Here is a 16,597-nt window from a genome sequence, read left to right on the forward strand (position 1 = left end):
CAAGATTTCAAACACCATGAATACGATAAAGTCACTCATTCGCCACAAACTGGCCGTAGCGTCCGTGGCACTTTTCCTGATTGCGCCGGGGTGTGGGCTGGAGGAAGACGTCTACTCCATCTACACGCCCGAAACCTTTTATTCAGACCAGGCGGCGGTGCTCTCGTCCCTGTCCGGGGTCTACCGGAACTTCGCCGGCATTATGGGCATGGGCGTCGAGTACCGGGTGCTGGAACTTCCGGCCGACCAGGTTGTGGTTCACGGCAAAATTCAGGGCTGGTGGGCCAACAACGACTTCGAGCAGTTGATGGAACACAAGTGGGGGCCTGACCACAACTACCTCAACGGGGCGTGGAATACCTTCTTTGCCACAGTAGGGCAGGCCAACGCGCTGATCGCTTCGCTGGAAGCCTCGGCCCTGGACCCGGACGAAATCGACGGCCCAATTGCCGAACTGCGCGCCCTGCGGGCATACGCCTATTTCTTTCTGATGGATTTGTTCGGCAGCGTGCCGGTGTTCACCGAGCCGCGCGTCGATCCCAACAATTTGCCGCAGCAGAACAGCCGCCGCGAAGTGTTCGAATTTGTATTGAGCGAACTCAAACTGGCGGCCGAGGTGTTGCCGTCCGAAGCGGTGGTGGGAGAAGAGTACTACGGACGCTTGACCCAGGAGGCGGCCTACGCGCTGATCGCCACCACCTACCTGAACGGCGAGGTATACGCAGGCGAAGCATTTTACGAAGAGACCATCGAGTATGCCGACAAAGTGATCAACTCCGGGGCGTACACGCTGCTGCCCGATTTCTTCGAAAACTTCACGTCCAATAACGAGATGAACGCCGAATTCATTTTCGGTGGGGTGTATACCCCGAACATTCCGGGCGGCATTGGGCACGCATTGGTGCAGAAAGTGCTGCCGGGCATTCAGGGGGGGCTGTTCGGTCTGCCCTATACGCCACAGAACGGCTTCGGGACGCGACCTTCTGTGCTGGCTTTGTACGAGGAAGACGACGTCCGCAGGGACGTGATTCTGGAATACGGTCCGTTGACAGACCCCCGGAACGGCGATACGGTGCTGGTGGAACGCGTGGTGCCGGACAACAACTCCAACCTTTACGATCCGAATCGCTCTACCGAAGGGCCGGTAACGTACGACATCATTCCCGCGACAGGCATTCGGAACCAGCCGATGAATGCGGGTCTGAAGTGGATCAAGTGGGGCATCGACCCGAATACCAACGGGGGCAACGCGGGCAACGACCTGGCCTTTATCCGCTACGCCGATGTACTGTTAATGAAAGCCGAAGCCCTGGCCCGGACTGGCAATACGTCGGCGGCGTTGGAACTGGTGAACCAGGTACGAACCCGGAGCAACGCTTCCGAACTTACTTCCCTGACGCTGGAAGATATTTATGAGGAGCGCGGCCGCGAACTGGCGTTCGAGATGACAAGAAGGCGGGACATGATTCGCTTCGGGACGTTCACCGACGCCTGGGAATTCAAAGAAGCGTCTGAGGCGTACAGAACGCTCTATCCGATTCCGTCGCGTGCCATCGACGCCAACCCCAGCCTGAAGCAAAATCCTGGCTATTAATTTACAGGTGCGCTTTCCCTTCGAGGAACGGATTCGTCCTGCCTGGAGGGGGAAGCGCCTGTTTTTATAACTTGTTTTTTCACCTGACCTAGTTTTTCTCATGTTGCTGCATGCCACCACCCGCCCAAAAACCCGCCGTTTCCAGTCCGCCGTCCGAAAGAGCTTTTGTTGCCTGGCAACCGGTCTTTGTGCCGTTTGGCTTAGCTTTCCGGTGGCGGCACAGGTCGTGGAAGGTGTGGACTATTCTGACCGGGCGGGGGTAGACAATACGTTCGACATGGCCGGGACCGACATTTTTGGCCAGCGGTTTCCGTCCGAGAGTCTGACCATTGCCGATCCGGTCACCGGCGTGAAGATTACGGCCCTAACCACCTCGCGGCACAGCAGTTCCAAAATTTACCAGGACCATCCCAACTGGACGGCCAACGGCCGGCACATTGTGTTCAGCTCGAACCGCAACACGGCTGCCGGCGGGAACGTGACGTTTGCCCGGGACCGGGATCAGCCGCGCCACGTGCGGCAGTTTTACGCCATCTCGATGGACGACCACGAAATCGTACAGGTGACGACCGGCAACACCGGGTACCTTCTGCTCGGGCACAAAAAGAACGTGGCCTTTCACCTGCGCGACCATCAGGTGGTCGAACTGAATCTGGACCGTTTGTTGGCCGACAGCAAGAAACGTCAGGTAAAAGCACCGGCGCAGTACGAACGCGTGGTGGCCTCGCTTCCCGATAGCCTCGATCCGGGGGGGATGTGTCTGGACATCACCGACAAACGCATTTTCTTTTCGACGCGGGCAGGAGACGACCGCTCTGCGATCTACAGCGTCGATTTTGACCACAACCGTACCGAGAAACTGGTGGAAGTGCCGTTCCGAACGGGACACTTTCAGGCCAACCCGTACGTGTCGGGCGAGATGATGTATTGCTGGGAAACGGGTGGCGATGCGCCGCAGCGGACGTGGGTGCTGACGGTGGACAAAAACGGCAAGGTGACCAACCGACCGGCTTACAAAGAGAAGGCCAACGAGTGGGTGACCCACGAGGTTTTTGCCGGGCCCGACCACATTCTGTTTAACGTCATGGGGCACCTCGACCGGTTGCGGAAAAATCCGACCGGCGTGATGCTCACCAACATTCGCACCGGGGAAACCAAGCGGCTGGGCCAGGCCGAAGAGCTGGGGGGCTACTGGCACGCGGCCGGCACCAAAGACCTGAAATGGGGCGTGGCCGACACATTTAACGGCAACATCTACCGACTCAACCTCGAAACCGGCGACGCCACGTTACTGACCACCGGCCACCGGCCCGGCACCCAAAGCCCGTTTTCGAGCCAGGCGCACGCGCATCAGTCCATCAGCCCCGATGGCAAATGGGTGCTCTTCAACTCCAGCATGCTGACCGACAGCGACATCATGATGGTGCCATTGCATCCACAGGGCTTGTAGCGCGAGCTGACTTCTTTTCTTTGTTCCGTTGAATCACTCCCCGGGTAATGCATAGGGCCTGGGGAGCTTTTTTATGGCTTTTCCGCTACAGCACGGCCTTAAGAAAGGCAACGGGGTAGTTACCGTAGCTGTACGTCTACCTCGGTGGCCACTTGCTGAGTAAGGTGCTGCACGTACTGACGGAACGTGGCTGGGTCCCGAAATGCCGGGTCGCTCAGTTCCCACGCACCGACGGCGTAATAGCTGACAGGCCGGCTTTCCTGCGCTTTTAGTTTGGCAAAATAGGCCTGCGCCAGTCTGCCCGCCGGGGGCGCCTCCGTATAGCCGAGGTACGCTTGTTTCGGAACAATCAATGCCAGTCCCAGCAACCACTCGCGGTTGTACGTTTCGCGGTCGTGCGTGAGGAGGGCTACCCATTCGCCGACTTCAAGGACCGTCAGCGAGTCGGTGGGGTCCAGGTTGTTCATGCCGACCAGTAGCGTCTCGTCGCCCTGCAATCCGCTGAGCGTAACGGTGTTGCGGTAGGCATACATGCCGGGCCAAATGGTGGGTTGTTCTTCGACCGTGTAGGTGCGCGAGGTGCCGTCGGGGGTCCAGCGTTGGTAGCCGAGGTGCATCATCGAGCGCACCGGGCCTTCCGTCACGACATTGAACGTCGTCTGAGCCACGTTGTTGAGTGTATCGTCGACGGTCACGCCCAAGCGGTAGAGGCTGTCGCCGATCATCATCGCAACGCCACCAATGCCGACCGAATTGCCCACGGACATCACGTCCCGCCCCCAGGCTTCCATCACGTGGTAGTTGTCTTCCACCGCACCGTTGGCGTCGAGTCCCACCGTGCGGGGCGACATGGTGGCCACACGTTTGCCAAACAGATCTTTGGCGTTGCGCCCGTCGAGGTAATGGCGGAAGCCTACTTTGTCGTTTTCCCACGAAGGACCGTCGGTCTGGTAGGGCTGGTAGCCGAACCCGGCGCTTTTCGGCAGTTGATTTGCGTACGAGGTGTCGCTTTGCCGGGGTTGGACCGGCGTATCGGCCGACGTGCGTTTGCCGAACCTGATCTGCGTACGGCGGGGGTAATCCGGAGACTGCGCCACCCACGAAAGGCGTAGCGTTCGGGAGCTATCGGCAGGCAGGTCAATCACAAAGAACAGTTCGTCGCCCGAGCCGTCGCCATCCAGGTCGTCCAATTGGGCGGCAATCGTATCACCCTGCGGCGTCAGGAGCAGCGGAACTACCTTGCCCTCCGGCAGCGGGGCCAGGGCATCGTGTGGCACGGCAACCGGGTGGTCGGTCAGGGCTATCGAAGCGGGGTTGGCCAATGTAAGCTCCTGGCTGGAGGGCTCTTCAGCAGATTGACAGGAAAGGAACACGAACGAGGCCAATAAAGAAGCGAGTGCGCTTGTTCTGAACATGGTGGGGGATCGATAAAAAAACGTATTGCGGAGCGCGAACAAACCGGTGGCATAAGATAGCCAAAGAAGTTAGGACGCCGGGGGCTTTGCGTCACAAATTTGAAAAACTGCCGGAGGAGCCTAAAAGAAAGCGCCCGTCTGAACCTATCCAGACGGGCACGTGATTATGCCTAATCAATATACGGGGTGAAAGAGCTTAGTTACAGCGATTTTCTAGGAGCGTAGCGTTCTCGTAGCCAATCAGTTCGTTTTCCAAGCCATCCACAATGCCTTCCAATTCTTTCGCATAGCGCTTCCAGTACTGCACTTTGTAGTACTGCATGACAATCGTCTTTTGCTTCTCGTCAATGATTTTTTCAAGTAGACTTTTGCCTGAGTTCCTACCACGGTTATGAAGGCGAAGTGTCTGTCTCATAAGAAGTTGAAAATGTAATGTAAAGTGTAATGCCCAATCTGTTCAGTGGTTCAAAGTAACGGTGCTTTGGGCAACCTTCCAAAGTAATACGTGTCGGTACCTTGAGGTAACCTAAGAGGCTTTCGAGGATTTTAAAACGACGAATTACTTTTATTGGTATATCATACATCGTGCCAGCCTGCCGTGCCCGATGCTTCGTCAGGAGGGCGACTGAGGCACCGTTTGGCGCCTTTGGAAGGGCTTTTCGGCCTTCATGCTTCGTAGTAACGCACAACCCCGGATACGCATTGGCAATCAGCTACTTACAAAATTCTTTTGTCAAGTCTTCCTCACGAAGAAAGCACATGCCGGACCTGACAAAAAAGGTCTCGGAATTTTAAAAGCGGGCAAATCTTTACCTGGTCGGACATTTAGAAAAACGATGGGCTTTGGCGCACGGTGCGGTACGACGGAGCCGTCTTCTCCGCCTACAGTCGGCCCTTCGACGTCTATAAAACGTTGCCTTGCCCCGATCCTTGTATGACAACGGGCGGCTGGAAAGAACCGCAAAAAATGCTGGTGTAAAGAACCGTTGCCAAGTTCACCGTTTTGCGCACAGGTGCGTGGCGTGCATTGTGGCAAAGTCTTTGATTAGCTCTCGTTCAGGCACGAGGAGATGAAGATCGCCGCGTGTGCACAGGGGCTGAAATGTATGTAATCCTAAACCAACTATCGGTAAATCAATGGATTATAGGATGATTATTACATATGAACACACGCCTTTCTGAGACAAGCGACAAACTTATTTCTATACTTGCCCGAACGATTTACCTCTAATTAACCACTAAACCCTTTAGCAACATGCGTAAAACAAGTATTCTGTACGTGGCTGTCCTCATGCTTCTGTCGGCAGGGGTATTTGCCCAAGCCTTTGAGCAGGGAACTTCCGTGATCAGCCTGGGCTACGGCATCGGCAACCTGAACAAAACCCTTTTCAGTACCTACGAAAGCGAAGCCGGCTATGATTACACCGGTGTCGGGCCATTCTTCGGGAAATTCGAGTACGGCGTCTCCGATCGCGTAGGCATCGGCCTCAACGTCGCGCACGTCGGTGTTAATGTACGTTACAACGAGGAATACAACGGTGAGACGTACAACTACCGCGTCAACTGGCGCAACACCAGCATCCTGGGGCGTGTCAACATTCACTTTGCCAACACCGAAAAGCTGGATGCTTTTTGGGGAGCGGGCATCGGCTACCGTTTCGGGGCGTGGTCGTACGAGGACAACAATCCGGATGACTCGTCGGAAAATAAGATTGGCGCCCTCAACCCCCTGGGCTTCGAAACGACGATTGGTGTGCGGTATTTCTTCCTTGAAAACATTGGCGTATACGCCGAGGCGGGCATCGCCAAAGCGCCCCTTCAGTTTGGCGTGAACGTACGCTTCTAAGCGGTCGTACAATCGACACTCAATAGAAACGCCCCGTGGCTGGTTAGCCACGGGGCGTTTTATGTAACGGATTTTGTAACGTTTTTATGACGCAAACTGCGCGTCCAGCTTGTCGGCCAGTACGCGTTTGCCTACGGCACCGACTTGCTTGTCCACCAGTTGACCGTCTTTGAAGACCAGCAGCGTAGGAATGCTACGGATGCCGTACTTCATCGACACTTCCGGGTTGCTGTCTACATCCAGTTTCCCGACCACAGCTTTTCCTTCGTACTCACCGGCGAGTTCTTCTACAACAGGCCCGATCATTTTGCAAGGACCGCACCATTCTGCCCAGAAGTCAATCAGGACGGGTTTCTCTGTGTTGATGATTTCATCAAAGTTGGCGTCGGTTACTTCGATTGCTTTTGCCATTATATCAAATTGATTAAGTAATTGTACAAATCAGTATTGCTAATGAAAAGAAAAAACGACTCTGAAAGTTCCTTCTAGAATGTCGTACGTACGACATTTCCGAGAGTTGTGGCTTCGGTCGTTGAAAATCAGAAGGTTAGGTAATCACCTCGCACGTCAGGCCGCCCAGTGTGGTTAGTTGGTCGATCAGTTCGTTGCTGGGCACTACCTTGAAACGGCGCGAAATTAACTCAATTGGTTTAGGATCTCCCGGGTGTTGCAGGCAAATGTTCAACTGACACTGGCCGGGGTGGGTAGTAAAGGCCTCTTCCAGTTGGGCAAACAACTCCGGATTGAGACGCTGCACCGGCACGCGCACGCGTAATCCTTTGGCGCGTTTCTCGCGCTGGCCGTTCAGTAGCTCAATGCTGAGCGGACGGAGCTGCCACTGGTCAGTGCCCCGGCGTTGTTCTACCCGGCAGCGCACAAACAAAAAGCGGTCGATCTCGACGTAGCCGCCAAGCTGCACATAGTTATCTCCAAAAAGGAAAAGTTCGGTGGCGCCGTCGTAGTCTTCCAGGGTGAAGATGGCGAACGGATCACCGTTTTTGGTCATGCGCACCGCTTTTTTGGTGACAATGCCCGCAATGTTGATTTCCTGGTTTCGGTACCGCGACAGATCTTCCAGCCCCAGAAGCGAACATGTACAGAAGCTTTCGATCTCGAGCCGGAACTGGTCGAGCGGATGGCCGGAAATGAAGAACCCGACCACGTCTTTCTCGTTCTTGAGCTTTTCGAGTTGTCCCCACGGTTCGCACTGCGGAATGCGCGGGAGTGGTACTTCCTGTTCGCCGCCTCCGAAACTGGCGAAAAGCGTTTGTTGCGAATTGTTCTTGTTTTCGTGGTACAGGTTGCCGTAGCGGATGGCCTTTTCCAGCAGCGTCTGCTTGTCTTCTTCGGTCGAATAGAAGTACTGAGAGCGCTGCAACCCGAACGCATCGAACGAGCCGGCGTAGGCCAGGCTTTCGAACGTTTTTTTGTTGACGGCCCGCAGGTTGACCCGTCGTGCAAAGTCGAACAGGTCCGTGTAGGGTCCGTTTTTCTCCCGCTCTTCGATGATGCTGTGGACGGCGGCTTCGCCCGCCCCTTTGATCGCCCCGAGTCCGAAACGAATTTGCCCCTGTTGGTTGACCGAGAACGTCACGCTCGATTCGTTCACGTCCGGCCCCAGCACCGGGATGCCCATCCGCTTACACTCTTCCATAAAGAAGGTGATCTTTTCGATGTTCCCGATCCAGTTGGTCAGCACGGCCGCCATGTATTCGGCGGGGTAGTTGGCCTTGAGGTAGCCCGTCTGGAACGCCACGACGGAGTAGGCAGCCGAGTGCGAACGGTTGAAGCCGTAGGCGGCGAACTTCTCCATGATGTCGAACACTTCTTCCGCCTTTTTCTTGGGGATGTCGTGTTTCTCTTTCGCACCTTTGATGAAGATCTCGCGCTGCTTGGCCATCTCGTCCAGCTTCTTTTTTCCCATCGCGCGGCGCAGCAGGTCGGCAGCTCCGAGCGAATAGCCCGCCAGGATCTGTGCCGTCTGCATGATCTGCTCCTGGTAGACCATAATGCCCTGCGTATCTTTCAGAATCTCTTCCAGCAGCGGGTGGGGGTACTCGACCGGCTCGCGGCCGTGCTTTCGTTCCACGAAGTTCGGAATGAACTGCATCGGCCCCGGACGGTAAAGGGCGTTCATGGCCACCAGATCTTCAATGTTGGTGGGTTTCAGGTCTTTGAGGTACATCCGCATGCCTTCGGACTCGAACTGGAACGTCCCGACCGTATCGCCGCGCTGGTAGAGTTCGTAGGTCTTGGCATCGTCGAGCGGAATCTGGTCCGGATCGATCTTGACACCGTGGTTCTGTTCGATCAGGTCGATGGCTTTTTTGATGATGGTCAGGGTCTTCAGCCCCAGAAAGTCCATCTTCAGCATGCCCGCGTCTTCGATCACTTTGCCGTCGAATTGCGTCACCATCAGGTCGGCATCTTTGGCGGTACAGACCGGAATGTAGTCGGTGATGTCGTCCGGCGCGATGATGACTCCCGCTGCGTGGATACCCGTGCCGCGCACCGAACCCTCCAGTTTTTCGGCCATGCGGAGCGCCTCGCCCGACAAGTTGTTCAGCTTGCGGATTTCGACCAGTTCGGGGACCTGCTCAAACGCTTTCTTGAGCGTCATGCCGGGGTTGGCCGGGACCAGGTTGGCAATGCGGTTGGCTTCGGCCAGCGGCAGATCCAGCACCCGTGCTACGTCTTTGATCGACATTTTGGCGGCCATCGAGCCGTAGGTGATGATCTGCGCCACCTGGTTTTTGCCGTACTTGTCCACCACGTAGTCGATCACCCGCTGCCGCCCTTCGTCGTCGAAGTCGACGTCGACGTCAGGCATCGAAATCCGTTCCGGGTTGAGAAAACGTTCGAACAGGAGGGAGTACTTGATCGGGTCGATGTTGGTAATCCCGATGCAATACGCCACGCACGATCCGGCCGCCGAACCCCGTCCCGGTCCTACGGCTACGCCCATGCGCCGCCCTTCGTTGATGAAGTCCTGGACGATGAGGAAGTACCCGGCGAAGCCCATCGTTTTGATGATGTGCAACTCGTGGTTGATGCGCTCTTCCACTTCCGAGGGGATGGACAGGGTCGCGGTATCTTCGTGCGTCAGCGGCAGGCCGTTGTAACGCTTCTTGGCGCCTTCGAATGAAAGGTGCTGGAGGTACGCGTCGGCATCGGGAAACTCCCTTGGAATCGGGAAGTTGGGCAGCAGAATGTCGCGCTTCAGCTTAGGCGGCGTAATCTTGTCGACAATCTCGTTGGTGTTGTCCAGCGCCTCGGGCAGATCCTTAAATAAGGTTCCCATCTCGGCGGTCGACTTAAAGTAGAATTCATCGTTCGGAAACCCGAAGCGGTACTCTTTACCGCCGAAGCCATCGCCCTTCCAGACCGGCTTGGTTTTCAGTTCGCCGGTGTTCACGCACAGCAGTACGTCGTGCGCGTTGAAATCGTCGCGGTCGAGGTAGTGTGCATCGTTCGAGGCGATCACTTTGACATTATACTTCTTGGCGAAGCGCAGCAGCACGGCGTTGACCTTTTCCTGCTGCTCCATCTTGTGGCGTTGCAGTTCCACGTAGTAATCGTCGCCGAATACATCGAGCCACCACCGGAACAGTTCCTCAGCTTTCTCTTCGCTGTCGTTCAGGATGGCCTGGGGCACCTCCGCCCCGATGCAGCAGGTGGTGGCGATCAGCCCCTCGTGATACTTTAATAAGATCTCTTTGTCGATCCGCGGCCATTTGCTGTACATCCCCTCCAGGTAGCCGATGGAGCAGAGCTTGGCGAGGTTGCGGTAACCCGCCTGGTCTTTGGCCAGCAGCAACTGGTGATTGCGGTTGTCCTTGTCTTCCTTACTGAACTGTTTCTTGTGCCGGTCGGCCACTAAGTAGAACTCACAACCGACAATGGGCTTGACGTTGTACTTACTTGCTTCGGCCACAAACTTGAATGCCCCAAACATGTTCCCGTGGTCGGTCAGCGCAACGGCCGGCATGTTATCGGCCTGCGCTTTTTTCATCATGTTCGAGATGTTGGTGGCACCGTCGAGCAGCGAATATTGGGTGTGAACGTGGAGGTGACTGAATTGGGGCATAGCGTACAAAAATTACCTAGCGAAATTAGCTAAAGTGCTAACCATCTGAATAAGAAGTTTTCCACACCCTTGGTGATGCGTGGAAGGTTCTCTTGGAGACACAGAAGCGGCGACCGGAGTTCATTTTGCTCGCTTTTTGCGCTTTTCTTGCTCCGGCGTGCACGGTGCATTGTGAAAATAATTCAATAAAATAATCGGATGGGTCAATGTGTAATGTTTTTACACTTCTTGGCATGTCTAAAATGAGTCGTAAGAAGGTAGGACGGATTAAGAAAGCGTTGCGAGAGCTAAAAGTGATGTAAGGTTTGCTCCCGGTAGTCTGGAGAAAAAGCATAAAAATGAACTTCAGCGGCGGCGGGATATGATTTTCGGAGGTTGAATAATGTTGATATTAGGTTAATTAATGTTACGTACGTTTCTTTGTAGTGTTGAATTAGTTAATTACCACGTACAGCACATGAAAAAGCTATATCTCTTAGCATTATTAGCTCTGCTCTTGGGAGGGGCTGCAGAGCGCGCCGTAGCCCAGCCGGATTATTGTCAGGACCTCGACTTTCAGTTCGGCACGACCCAAACCGAACGGCTGCAGGATGCGATCCGCACCCGCGACGGAGGACTTCTGCTGGTTGGCTACCGCTCCGTTGTCAACATTGGTCGCTTTGACCTGGATTACTGGATTGTGAAACTGGACAAGCACAACAACCTGGAATGGCAGCGGCTGATCGGCAGTATGAACGACGATTATGTACAGACTGTCACCGAAGATACCCTTAATGATGGGGGCTTCGTGGTGGCGGGTTATACCACTGCCCTAAAAGCAAGCGGGAACATTTCGATGCCTTCTACAGACCCTTACCGCAACGGGATTACGGACATCTGGATGGCCAAAATCTCGTTCGATGGAAAAGAATTGCTGTGGGAACGCCGCCTGGGAGGATACTTTAAAGAGTCGGTATCGTCCATTACCCTGACCAAAAACGGCACCTACCTGATGAGCGGACGTACCAACTCGTTGCCGGAGACAGGCGATCTGGGGCGCGACAAGCAATTTGGAGGCTACGACCTTTGGTTGGTAGAGATTAACAAAAATGGGGTGGTAATGCGCGACAAGCGTATCGGAACACCGCACCACGATAAAGTAGAGAAAATCATTTGCACGACCGATGGCGGTTACCTGCTGGCAGGCCACAGCACCATGATGAGCCTGGAAGAATCGAAGCAGGAAGGGAACCTGATTCAGGACGATACCGACTCGGAAGAAAGCCTGCAGGAACGCAACGCGTTCGTCGTCCAACTGGATGGGCAACTGAACGAGCGCTGGCGCTTCGTGAGTGAAAATCCGGCCAACGAAGCCATCTATTCTGTAACGCCCACGCGTGAGGGCGGCTATCTGGTGGCGGGCTACATTCAGAACAGCGTCTTTATGGTGCAACCCCAAAATGCCGTAAGTCAGTTTAGCAAAGACATCTGGCTGGCCAAACTGAACGCGGGGGGCGAACTGATCTGGGAGAAGCGCTTCGGGGGCAACAGCGACGAGATTGCCTACAACGTAGTAAGTTCCGATGACGGCAACTTCCTGATCGGCGGAATTTCCAACTCTCTGTCAATGCAGGGCGCTAAAGACGGAGCCAACCTGGGAAATTACGACTATTGGCTTTTGTCGGTAGACGAGCGTGGTACCAAAAAGTGGGATGCCACCTATGGTGGTACGGGCGAAGATCGACTGATTCGGATCCTGCCGCAAGACAACGGCATTTTGCTGGCGGGCTGGTCCAATTCCGTGGCCGATGGAACCAAAATGACCAAAGGCAACGGCGGAAACCACTTCTGGCTTACCAGCCTGAGCCGCGATGAAGTAGGCACCGTAGAGTGTACTATTTCGCAAAACATACTATCTCAGGACAACACACTAGAGCCGGTAATGACCGAAGAAAATATTGCCCAATCGGCAAGCGGACTTTAATTAAGCACTAATTCAACACTTGCTTATTTCATGTGCAAGCCGCTCTCGGTCTCGGGAGCGGCTTATTTTTTGTCTAGTATACTGCAAACGCCATAGGGTGCTACGCGTTGGCCTCAACCGATTTTATTGCTACTGGCTTTATGCCACACCAACGCTAAGCCATCGCTTTTACAGCCGTCCTTGATCTGTGTATGTCGATAGGGGGTCGGTTGAGAACTGGAAATCGGCGTGATAGGTGCGGACCGATCACCGTCTTACTCTGTGGTCCTGTCTCTACCGCCTTTTGAAGATGAAAAAAGGCAGTTTTCCGCAACCGGAAAACTGCCTAATGATAATAGGTGAAGCACTAGCAAGGATCAGAGGCGCGCGTAGTAATTGCGGACACGGCTCTGTAACTGGCCGTAAATGGGTTTGCAGAACTCGATGAACATCTGTTGGGGCGGGGGAGGTGTTTGAGGACGCAACCGCGTGAGTTTCAACTGGTCTTTGCTCAAGGCCCGCTCGTCGCCTTTGTAGTTAGCCCATTGGCTCACCCACACAAATTCGCCGGGATATTTTTCATGCACCAGCACCTGGCGTGTCCGTCCGTCGAGGATGCGCATGGTGACCAGCCCATTCGATTTAATCTCTTGGCGGTATTCAATAAAGTTCGCCTTAACCGTTCCGTACACATCGGCGTCTTCGCCGTTGTCTAATTTCACCTGTCCTACTACCACAGAATCGCGCGTAAATTCTTTACTGTCGCTGAAGTTGTTGGTTTGGCCTACCATGAAGTCGTCAATGCGAATCTGGATGATTTGATCGGGCCCTTCTTTGATCTGCTCGCGGGGCGAGACAAACTGGACAAATTCGTTTTCGCGGTAATTCATCAGAAACTGATCTACCTGATCCTGAAAGAACTCGATGCTCAGCTGGTAATTGACCGAAGGCACCGGAACTTGTTCGACCAGCACCTTGACGGTGGCCAGGTAACGTGCTTCATCGATTTTCCGTGTTACATCTTTGTAGCCGGGCGCATACGACTGCGCCATCTGGAAGTGGTCATAGGCTTCGATGTAGCCCTGGCGATGCCCCAGTTTCATGGCCGCTTCGCCGGCTGCATACCGCTCCGCCGCTGCGCGATTGCGGTAATCGTTTACTTCCCGGTGATAATCGTTAGGTTGAGGAATAACGGCCAGGGCACCGGGGCTGAGGCGTATAGCCTCGGCCAACTGATTCAGTGCCTGGTAGTTCTCCAGCGCTACGCCGTTCTGAAAGCGGTTGCCGGAAGCATGGGCATTGTCGATTTGCGTAAGGTGGTAGCGCACCGCGGCGGGGTATGCTTTTCGGAGCGTTTCGCGCGATTTCTTATGATTAGGGCTACTTTTTAAGCGATCTGTTGCCTGGAAAACCGCTTGGTCGTAGTTGCCATGGCGGTAGGAGGCCTTCCCCGAAGTACATGCGTAAAGGGCGAGAAAGGCTAAAATGTAGAGGATCTTTTTCATAATATTGACAATCAAACCAATCAATAAAGTTATCGTGGTTTGTCGGCGTTGCAAGGTCCTTTTTTGAGGCAGGCTATCCTTGTAAGATTCCGACATATTCCCCGGTAGGACAAAAAGCGGGCCGGTTCTGTAGAGTATCGTGCGGAGTGATTCTCAGATAGAGCTATGCAAGCGTGCTTAATTTCCGTCGGACTTGTCCATTCTACCTTCTATCCCCATCATGTTTACTTCTGTCAAAATCATAGAGTGCCCACGCGATGCCATGCAAGGGTTCGTTCAGTTTATTCCCACGGAAGTGAAGATTGCGTACCTGAATCAGCTTTTGCGGGTCGGGTTCGATACACTGGACTGCGGTAGTTTTGTATCGCCGAAAGCAGTGCCCCAAATGCGCGATACCGCCGAAGTGCTGTCCGGGTTGGATTTGGCGGGTACTGCCACGCGACTTTTGGCCATCGTTGCAAACCTACGTGGAGCCGAAGAAGCCTTGCTCCACCCGAACGTTTCGTACCTCGGGTTTCCTTTGTCGATTTCGGAAACTTTTCAGCAACGCAATACCAATCGTTCGATTGAGGAGGCGCTTCAGTTGGTGGAAACACTACAAAATTTGTGTGTCAAGCACGGCCGAACCCTGGTGGTCTACCTTTCGATGGGTTTCGGCAACCCTTACGGAGATGTGTATCATCCTGAGCTGATTGGCAATTTTCTTACGCGTTTGGCTGCACTGGACATTCGTATTGTCTCGTTAGCCGATACGACCGGCATGGCAGATGCCGCATTGATTCGACAAGTAGTTGAAGCCGTGATTCCCGCATTTCCGCAGCTCGAAATCGGCGTGCATTTGCACACCACTCCGGCTGCTGTTGAAGAAAAGATTGCCGCTGCTTACGAGGCTGGCTGTCGACGATTCGACGGTGCATTGGGTGGGTACGGAGGATGCCCTATGGCACGTGAAGAACTCACAGGCAATGTACCCACCGAGCGTCTCTTACGTTGGTTGAAGGCGGCTGCGGTCAAGCTGCCTATTCAGGAAGAGGCCCTTTCTGGCGCGTTGCAGATGATTCCAGAAGTGTTTCGAGGGGGAGAAACGCGCTAGCCTTACGATGTAATTTGTAATAATATTTACAAGGTCTTGGATCAAACCCTTATGGTTAACTTTGTAACAATATTAATACTAATTCAGCTATGTCACAGCGATCATATCTCCTCAGTCTGGTTTGCGCATTAGGTTTGGTAGCTTCGGTGCAGGCACAGGATTTTGCCAATGCAGAACGTTACTTCCGAGAGGGCAATGAAAAGCACCAGTTGCAAGACTATGTAGGAGCCATTCGGGCCTTGACAAGCTCCCTGGAAGCCAATCCGACTTCAGCTAACTCATATTTTCTGCGAGGTGCCAGTAAAGAGAAACTGGACGACCATTTCGGGGCCATTCGAGATTTTACGCGTTCTATCGAGCTCAATCCTCAGCAATACGAAGCCTATTACTGGCGTGGTTTGTCGAAAGTGCAGCTACAAGACTACTACGGCGCTATTGCCGACTTTAGCAAAACAATCGAGTTGCGTCCTGCTTTCGAAGATGCTTACTACCAGCGTGGTCAGGCCAAGCGCGAACTGGATTCCTATCAGGATGCTATCGCTGATTTCACAAAGATTATTTCGATCAACGCCAGTAATAAAGATGCCTTCTACTTGCGGGGCGTTCTGAAAATTGCCCTGGGCGAGAAAGAGGACGGATGCCTGGACCTGAGCCGGGCAGGAGAGTTGGGCGATCTGAATGCTTATAACAAGATCAGAGAACTGTGCAACAGTAAATAAAATCCTGTTGCTCCAAAGGCAAGCGTTATACAAGAATCCCTATCAGCCTGCGCGGATAGGGATTTGCTATTGAAAACGGTAAGATGAATCTGCGCTTACTACGCTAGATGATTGCCAGGAAGTGATAAAATAATTGCGTCGGACAATTGTGATTAACAGAGCAACTATATAAATTTATGAAAATTTGCGTTCTGTAAAGGAGGTCAATTATTACTTTTTACTGAAGGGGCTCTTATTTTTTGATGCATATGTTCAACACTTTGCCGCGTACCCAGGTAAGTGCCGGAGCTGTCGAAGCCCCGTACGTCCCCGATTTGCGTCAATTTCACCAGCGTATGCAGGCCGACAACGTCATACTGGCCTATCGGGGTGATCTCAGCAGCAACATTATTTCATGCATCCTTCAGTTGGCCGAAGTGCGGTTTTCAGAGATGAAAGTGGAAACACTTCTTCGGAAACGCCTGCTCAACGTGCTGATTGAATCTTTACAGAATGTTTTTCATCACGCTGATTGTGAGGGGCCATCCCGGAAATACGGTGATTCGGTATTGATCATCAGCCGTATCCTGAAGCGTTACTTCGTATTCACAGGCAATTACATCGTTAAGGAAAAATCGACCCAGTTGAGCGCTCGTCTCGACAAGATTAACCTTATGTCGAAAGAGGAATTGCGCTTGAACTATCGTTCGATTCTGGCGAATAAGGATTTCAGTCGCACGCGCAACCGCAACGGCGCCGGCATCGGTATTCTTGATATTGCCCGGCGATCGGGTAATAAGATACAGTACGAAATTCAACCGATCGATGCTGAATACGATTTCTTCTCTATGGAAGTGTGCATCGACGCCTGACCCCACTTTGAATTAAGCTGCAGAACGGCTCTCTGCCGTGTATAATCTTTCCTTGTTCTGTCTTTTTCTATAGTGCAGTCTGTCGCACACAATGC

General features: G+C 53.6%; 12 protein-coding genes. 7 read left to right on the plus strand and 5 right to left on the minus strand.

Annotated elements, in window-relative coordinates; translation table 11 throughout:
- The first annotated feature begins 16 nt into the window (after positions 1-16).
- Together BLR44_RS01885 and BLR44_RS01890 are read left to right on the plus strand one after the other, a co-directional pair.
- Positions 17-1,594: a RagB/SusD family nutrient uptake outer membrane protein gene (locus tag BLR44_RS01885; RefSeq protein WP_089679085.1), complete on the plus strand. Its 1,578-nt coding sequence runs from the start codon at positions 17-19 to the stop codon at positions 1,592-1,594.
- A 100-nt stretch (positions 1,595-1,694) separates the two neighbouring features.
- Complete coding sequence (locus tag BLR44_RS01890) at positions 1,695-3,044, plus strand: TolB-like translocation protein (RefSeq protein ID WP_143017062.1); 1,350 nt, start codon at positions 1,695-1,697, stop codon at positions 3,042-3,044.
- A gap of 119 nt (positions 3,045-3,163) precedes the next feature.
- On the opposite strand, the gene BLR44_RS01895 is transcribed toward BLR44_RS01890, so the two are convergent.
- Entirely contained in the window at positions 3,164-4,459 is a 1,296-nt protein-coding gene (locus tag BLR44_RS01895) for a DUF4861 family protein (protein WP_089678358.1), read from the minus strand.
- 196 nt (positions 4,460-4,655) lie between these two features.
- Entirely contained in the window at positions 4,656-4,781 is a 126-nt protein-coding gene (locus BLR44_RS29260) for a hypothetical protein (RefSeq protein WP_262482268.1), read from the minus strand.
- 933 nt (positions 4,782-5,714) lie between these two features.
- Between BLR44_RS29260 and BLR44_RS01900 the strand changes: the two genes are divergently transcribed.
- Complete coding sequence (locus tag BLR44_RS01900; RefSeq protein ID WP_089678361.1) at positions 5,715-6,305, plus strand: porin family protein; 591 nt, start codon at positions 5,715-5,717, stop codon at positions 6,303-6,305.
- Positions 6,306-6,389: 84 nt separating this feature from the next.
- Here BLR44_RS01900 and trxA read toward each other — a convergent pair whose 3' ends face one another.
- Positions 6,390-6,716: a thioredoxin gene (trxA, locus tag BLR44_RS01905; protein ID WP_089678364.1), complete on the minus strand. Its 327-nt coding sequence runs from the start codon at positions 6,714-6,716 to the stop codon at positions 6,390-6,392.
- A gap of 136 nt (positions 6,717-6,852) precedes the next feature.
- Positions 6,853-10,392, minus strand: coding sequence for a DNA polymerase III subunit alpha (gene dnaE, locus BLR44_RS01910; RefSeq protein ID WP_089678366.1), 3,540 nt, complete (start codon positions 10,390-10,392; stop codon positions 6,853-6,855).
- Between the two features lie 457 nt (positions 10,393-10,849).
- On the opposite strand from dnaE, the gene BLR44_RS01915 reads away from it, so the two are divergent.
- Complete coding sequence (locus BLR44_RS01915) at positions 10,850-12,355, plus strand: hypothetical protein (RefSeq protein WP_143017063.1); 1,506 nt, start codon at positions 10,850-10,852, stop codon at positions 12,353-12,355.
- A 356-nt stretch (positions 12,356-12,711) separates the two neighbouring features.
- Here BLR44_RS01915 and BLR44_RS01920 read toward each other — a convergent pair whose 3' ends face one another.
- Positions 12,712-13,662, minus strand: coding sequence for a hypothetical protein (locus tag BLR44_RS01920; RefSeq protein WP_218126993.1), 951 nt, complete (start codon positions 13,660-13,662; stop codon positions 12,712-12,714).
- A 397-nt stretch (positions 13,663-14,059) separates the two neighbouring features.
- Between BLR44_RS01920 and BLR44_RS01925 the strand changes: the two genes are divergently transcribed.
- The 3 genes from BLR44_RS01925 to BLR44_RS01935 all read left to right on the plus strand — a co-directional run bounded on the left by BLR44_RS01925 (position 14,060) and on the right by BLR44_RS01935 (position 16,502).
- A complete protein-coding gene (locus BLR44_RS01925; RefSeq protein ID WP_089678372.1) occupies positions 14,060-14,932 on the plus strand; it encodes a hydroxymethylglutaryl-CoA lyase in 873 nt (290 codons plus the stop codon).
- A gap of 89 nt (positions 14,933-15,021) precedes the next feature.
- Positions 15,022-15,651, plus strand: a complete 630-nt coding sequence (locus tag BLR44_RS01930) for a tetratricopeptide repeat protein (protein ID WP_089678374.1) — start codon at positions 15,022-15,024, stop codon at positions 15,649-15,651.
- Between the two features lie 248 nt (positions 15,652-15,899).
- Positions 15,900-16,502: a SiaB family protein kinase gene (locus BLR44_RS01935; RefSeq protein WP_089678376.1), complete on the plus strand. Its 603-nt coding sequence runs from the start codon at positions 15,900-15,902 to the stop codon at positions 16,500-16,502.
- The last annotated feature ends 95 nt before the right edge of the window (positions 16,503-16,597 follow it).

The organism is Catalinimonas alkaloidigena (assembly GCF_900100765.1).
Taxonomy (GTDB): domain Bacteria; phylum Bacteroidota; class Bacteroidia; order Cytophagales; family Flexibacteraceae; genus Mooreia; species Mooreia alkaloidigena.

Coding starts and splice junctions, on each gene's coding strand:
- BLR44_RS01885 (WP_089679085.1), top strand. CDS start 17: ATGAATACGATAAAGTCACTCATTCGCCACAAACTGGCCGTAGCGTCC.
- BLR44_RS01890 (WP_143017062.1), top strand. CDS start 1,695: ATGTTGCTGCATGCCACCACCCGCCCAAAAACCCGCCGTTTCCAGTCC.
- BLR44_RS01895 (WP_089678358.1), bottom strand. CDS start 4,459: ATGTTCAGAACAAGCGCACTCGCTTCTTTATTGGCCTCGTTCGTGTTC.
- BLR44_RS29260 (WP_262482268.1), bottom strand. CDS start 4,781: ATGCAGTACTACAAAGTGCAGTACTGGAAGCGCTATGCGAAAGAATTG.
- BLR44_RS01900 (WP_089678361.1), top strand. CDS start 5,715: ATGCGTAAAACAAGTATTCTGTACGTGGCTGTCCTCATGCTTCTGTCG.
- trxA (WP_089678364.1), bottom strand. CDS start 6,716: ATGGCAAAAGCAATCGAAGTAACCGACGCCAACTTTGATGAAATCATC.
- dnaE (WP_089678366.1), bottom strand. CDS start 10,392: ATGCCCCAATTCAGTCACCTCCACGTTCACACCCAATATTCGCTGCTC.
- BLR44_RS01915 (WP_143017063.1), top strand. CDS start 10,850: ATGAAAAAGCTATATCTCTTAGCATTATTAGCTCTGCTCTTGGGAGGG.
- BLR44_RS01925 (WP_089678372.1), top strand. CDS start 14,060: ATGTTTACTTCTGTCAAAATCATAGAGTGCCCACGCGATGCCATGCAA.
- BLR44_RS01930 (WP_089678374.1), top strand. CDS start 15,022: ATGTCACAGCGATCATATCTCCTCAGTCTGGTTTGCGCATTAGGTTTG.
- BLR44_RS01935 (WP_089678376.1), top strand. CDS start 15,900: ATGTTCAACACTTTGCCGCGTACCCAGGTAAGTGCCGGAGCTGTCGAA.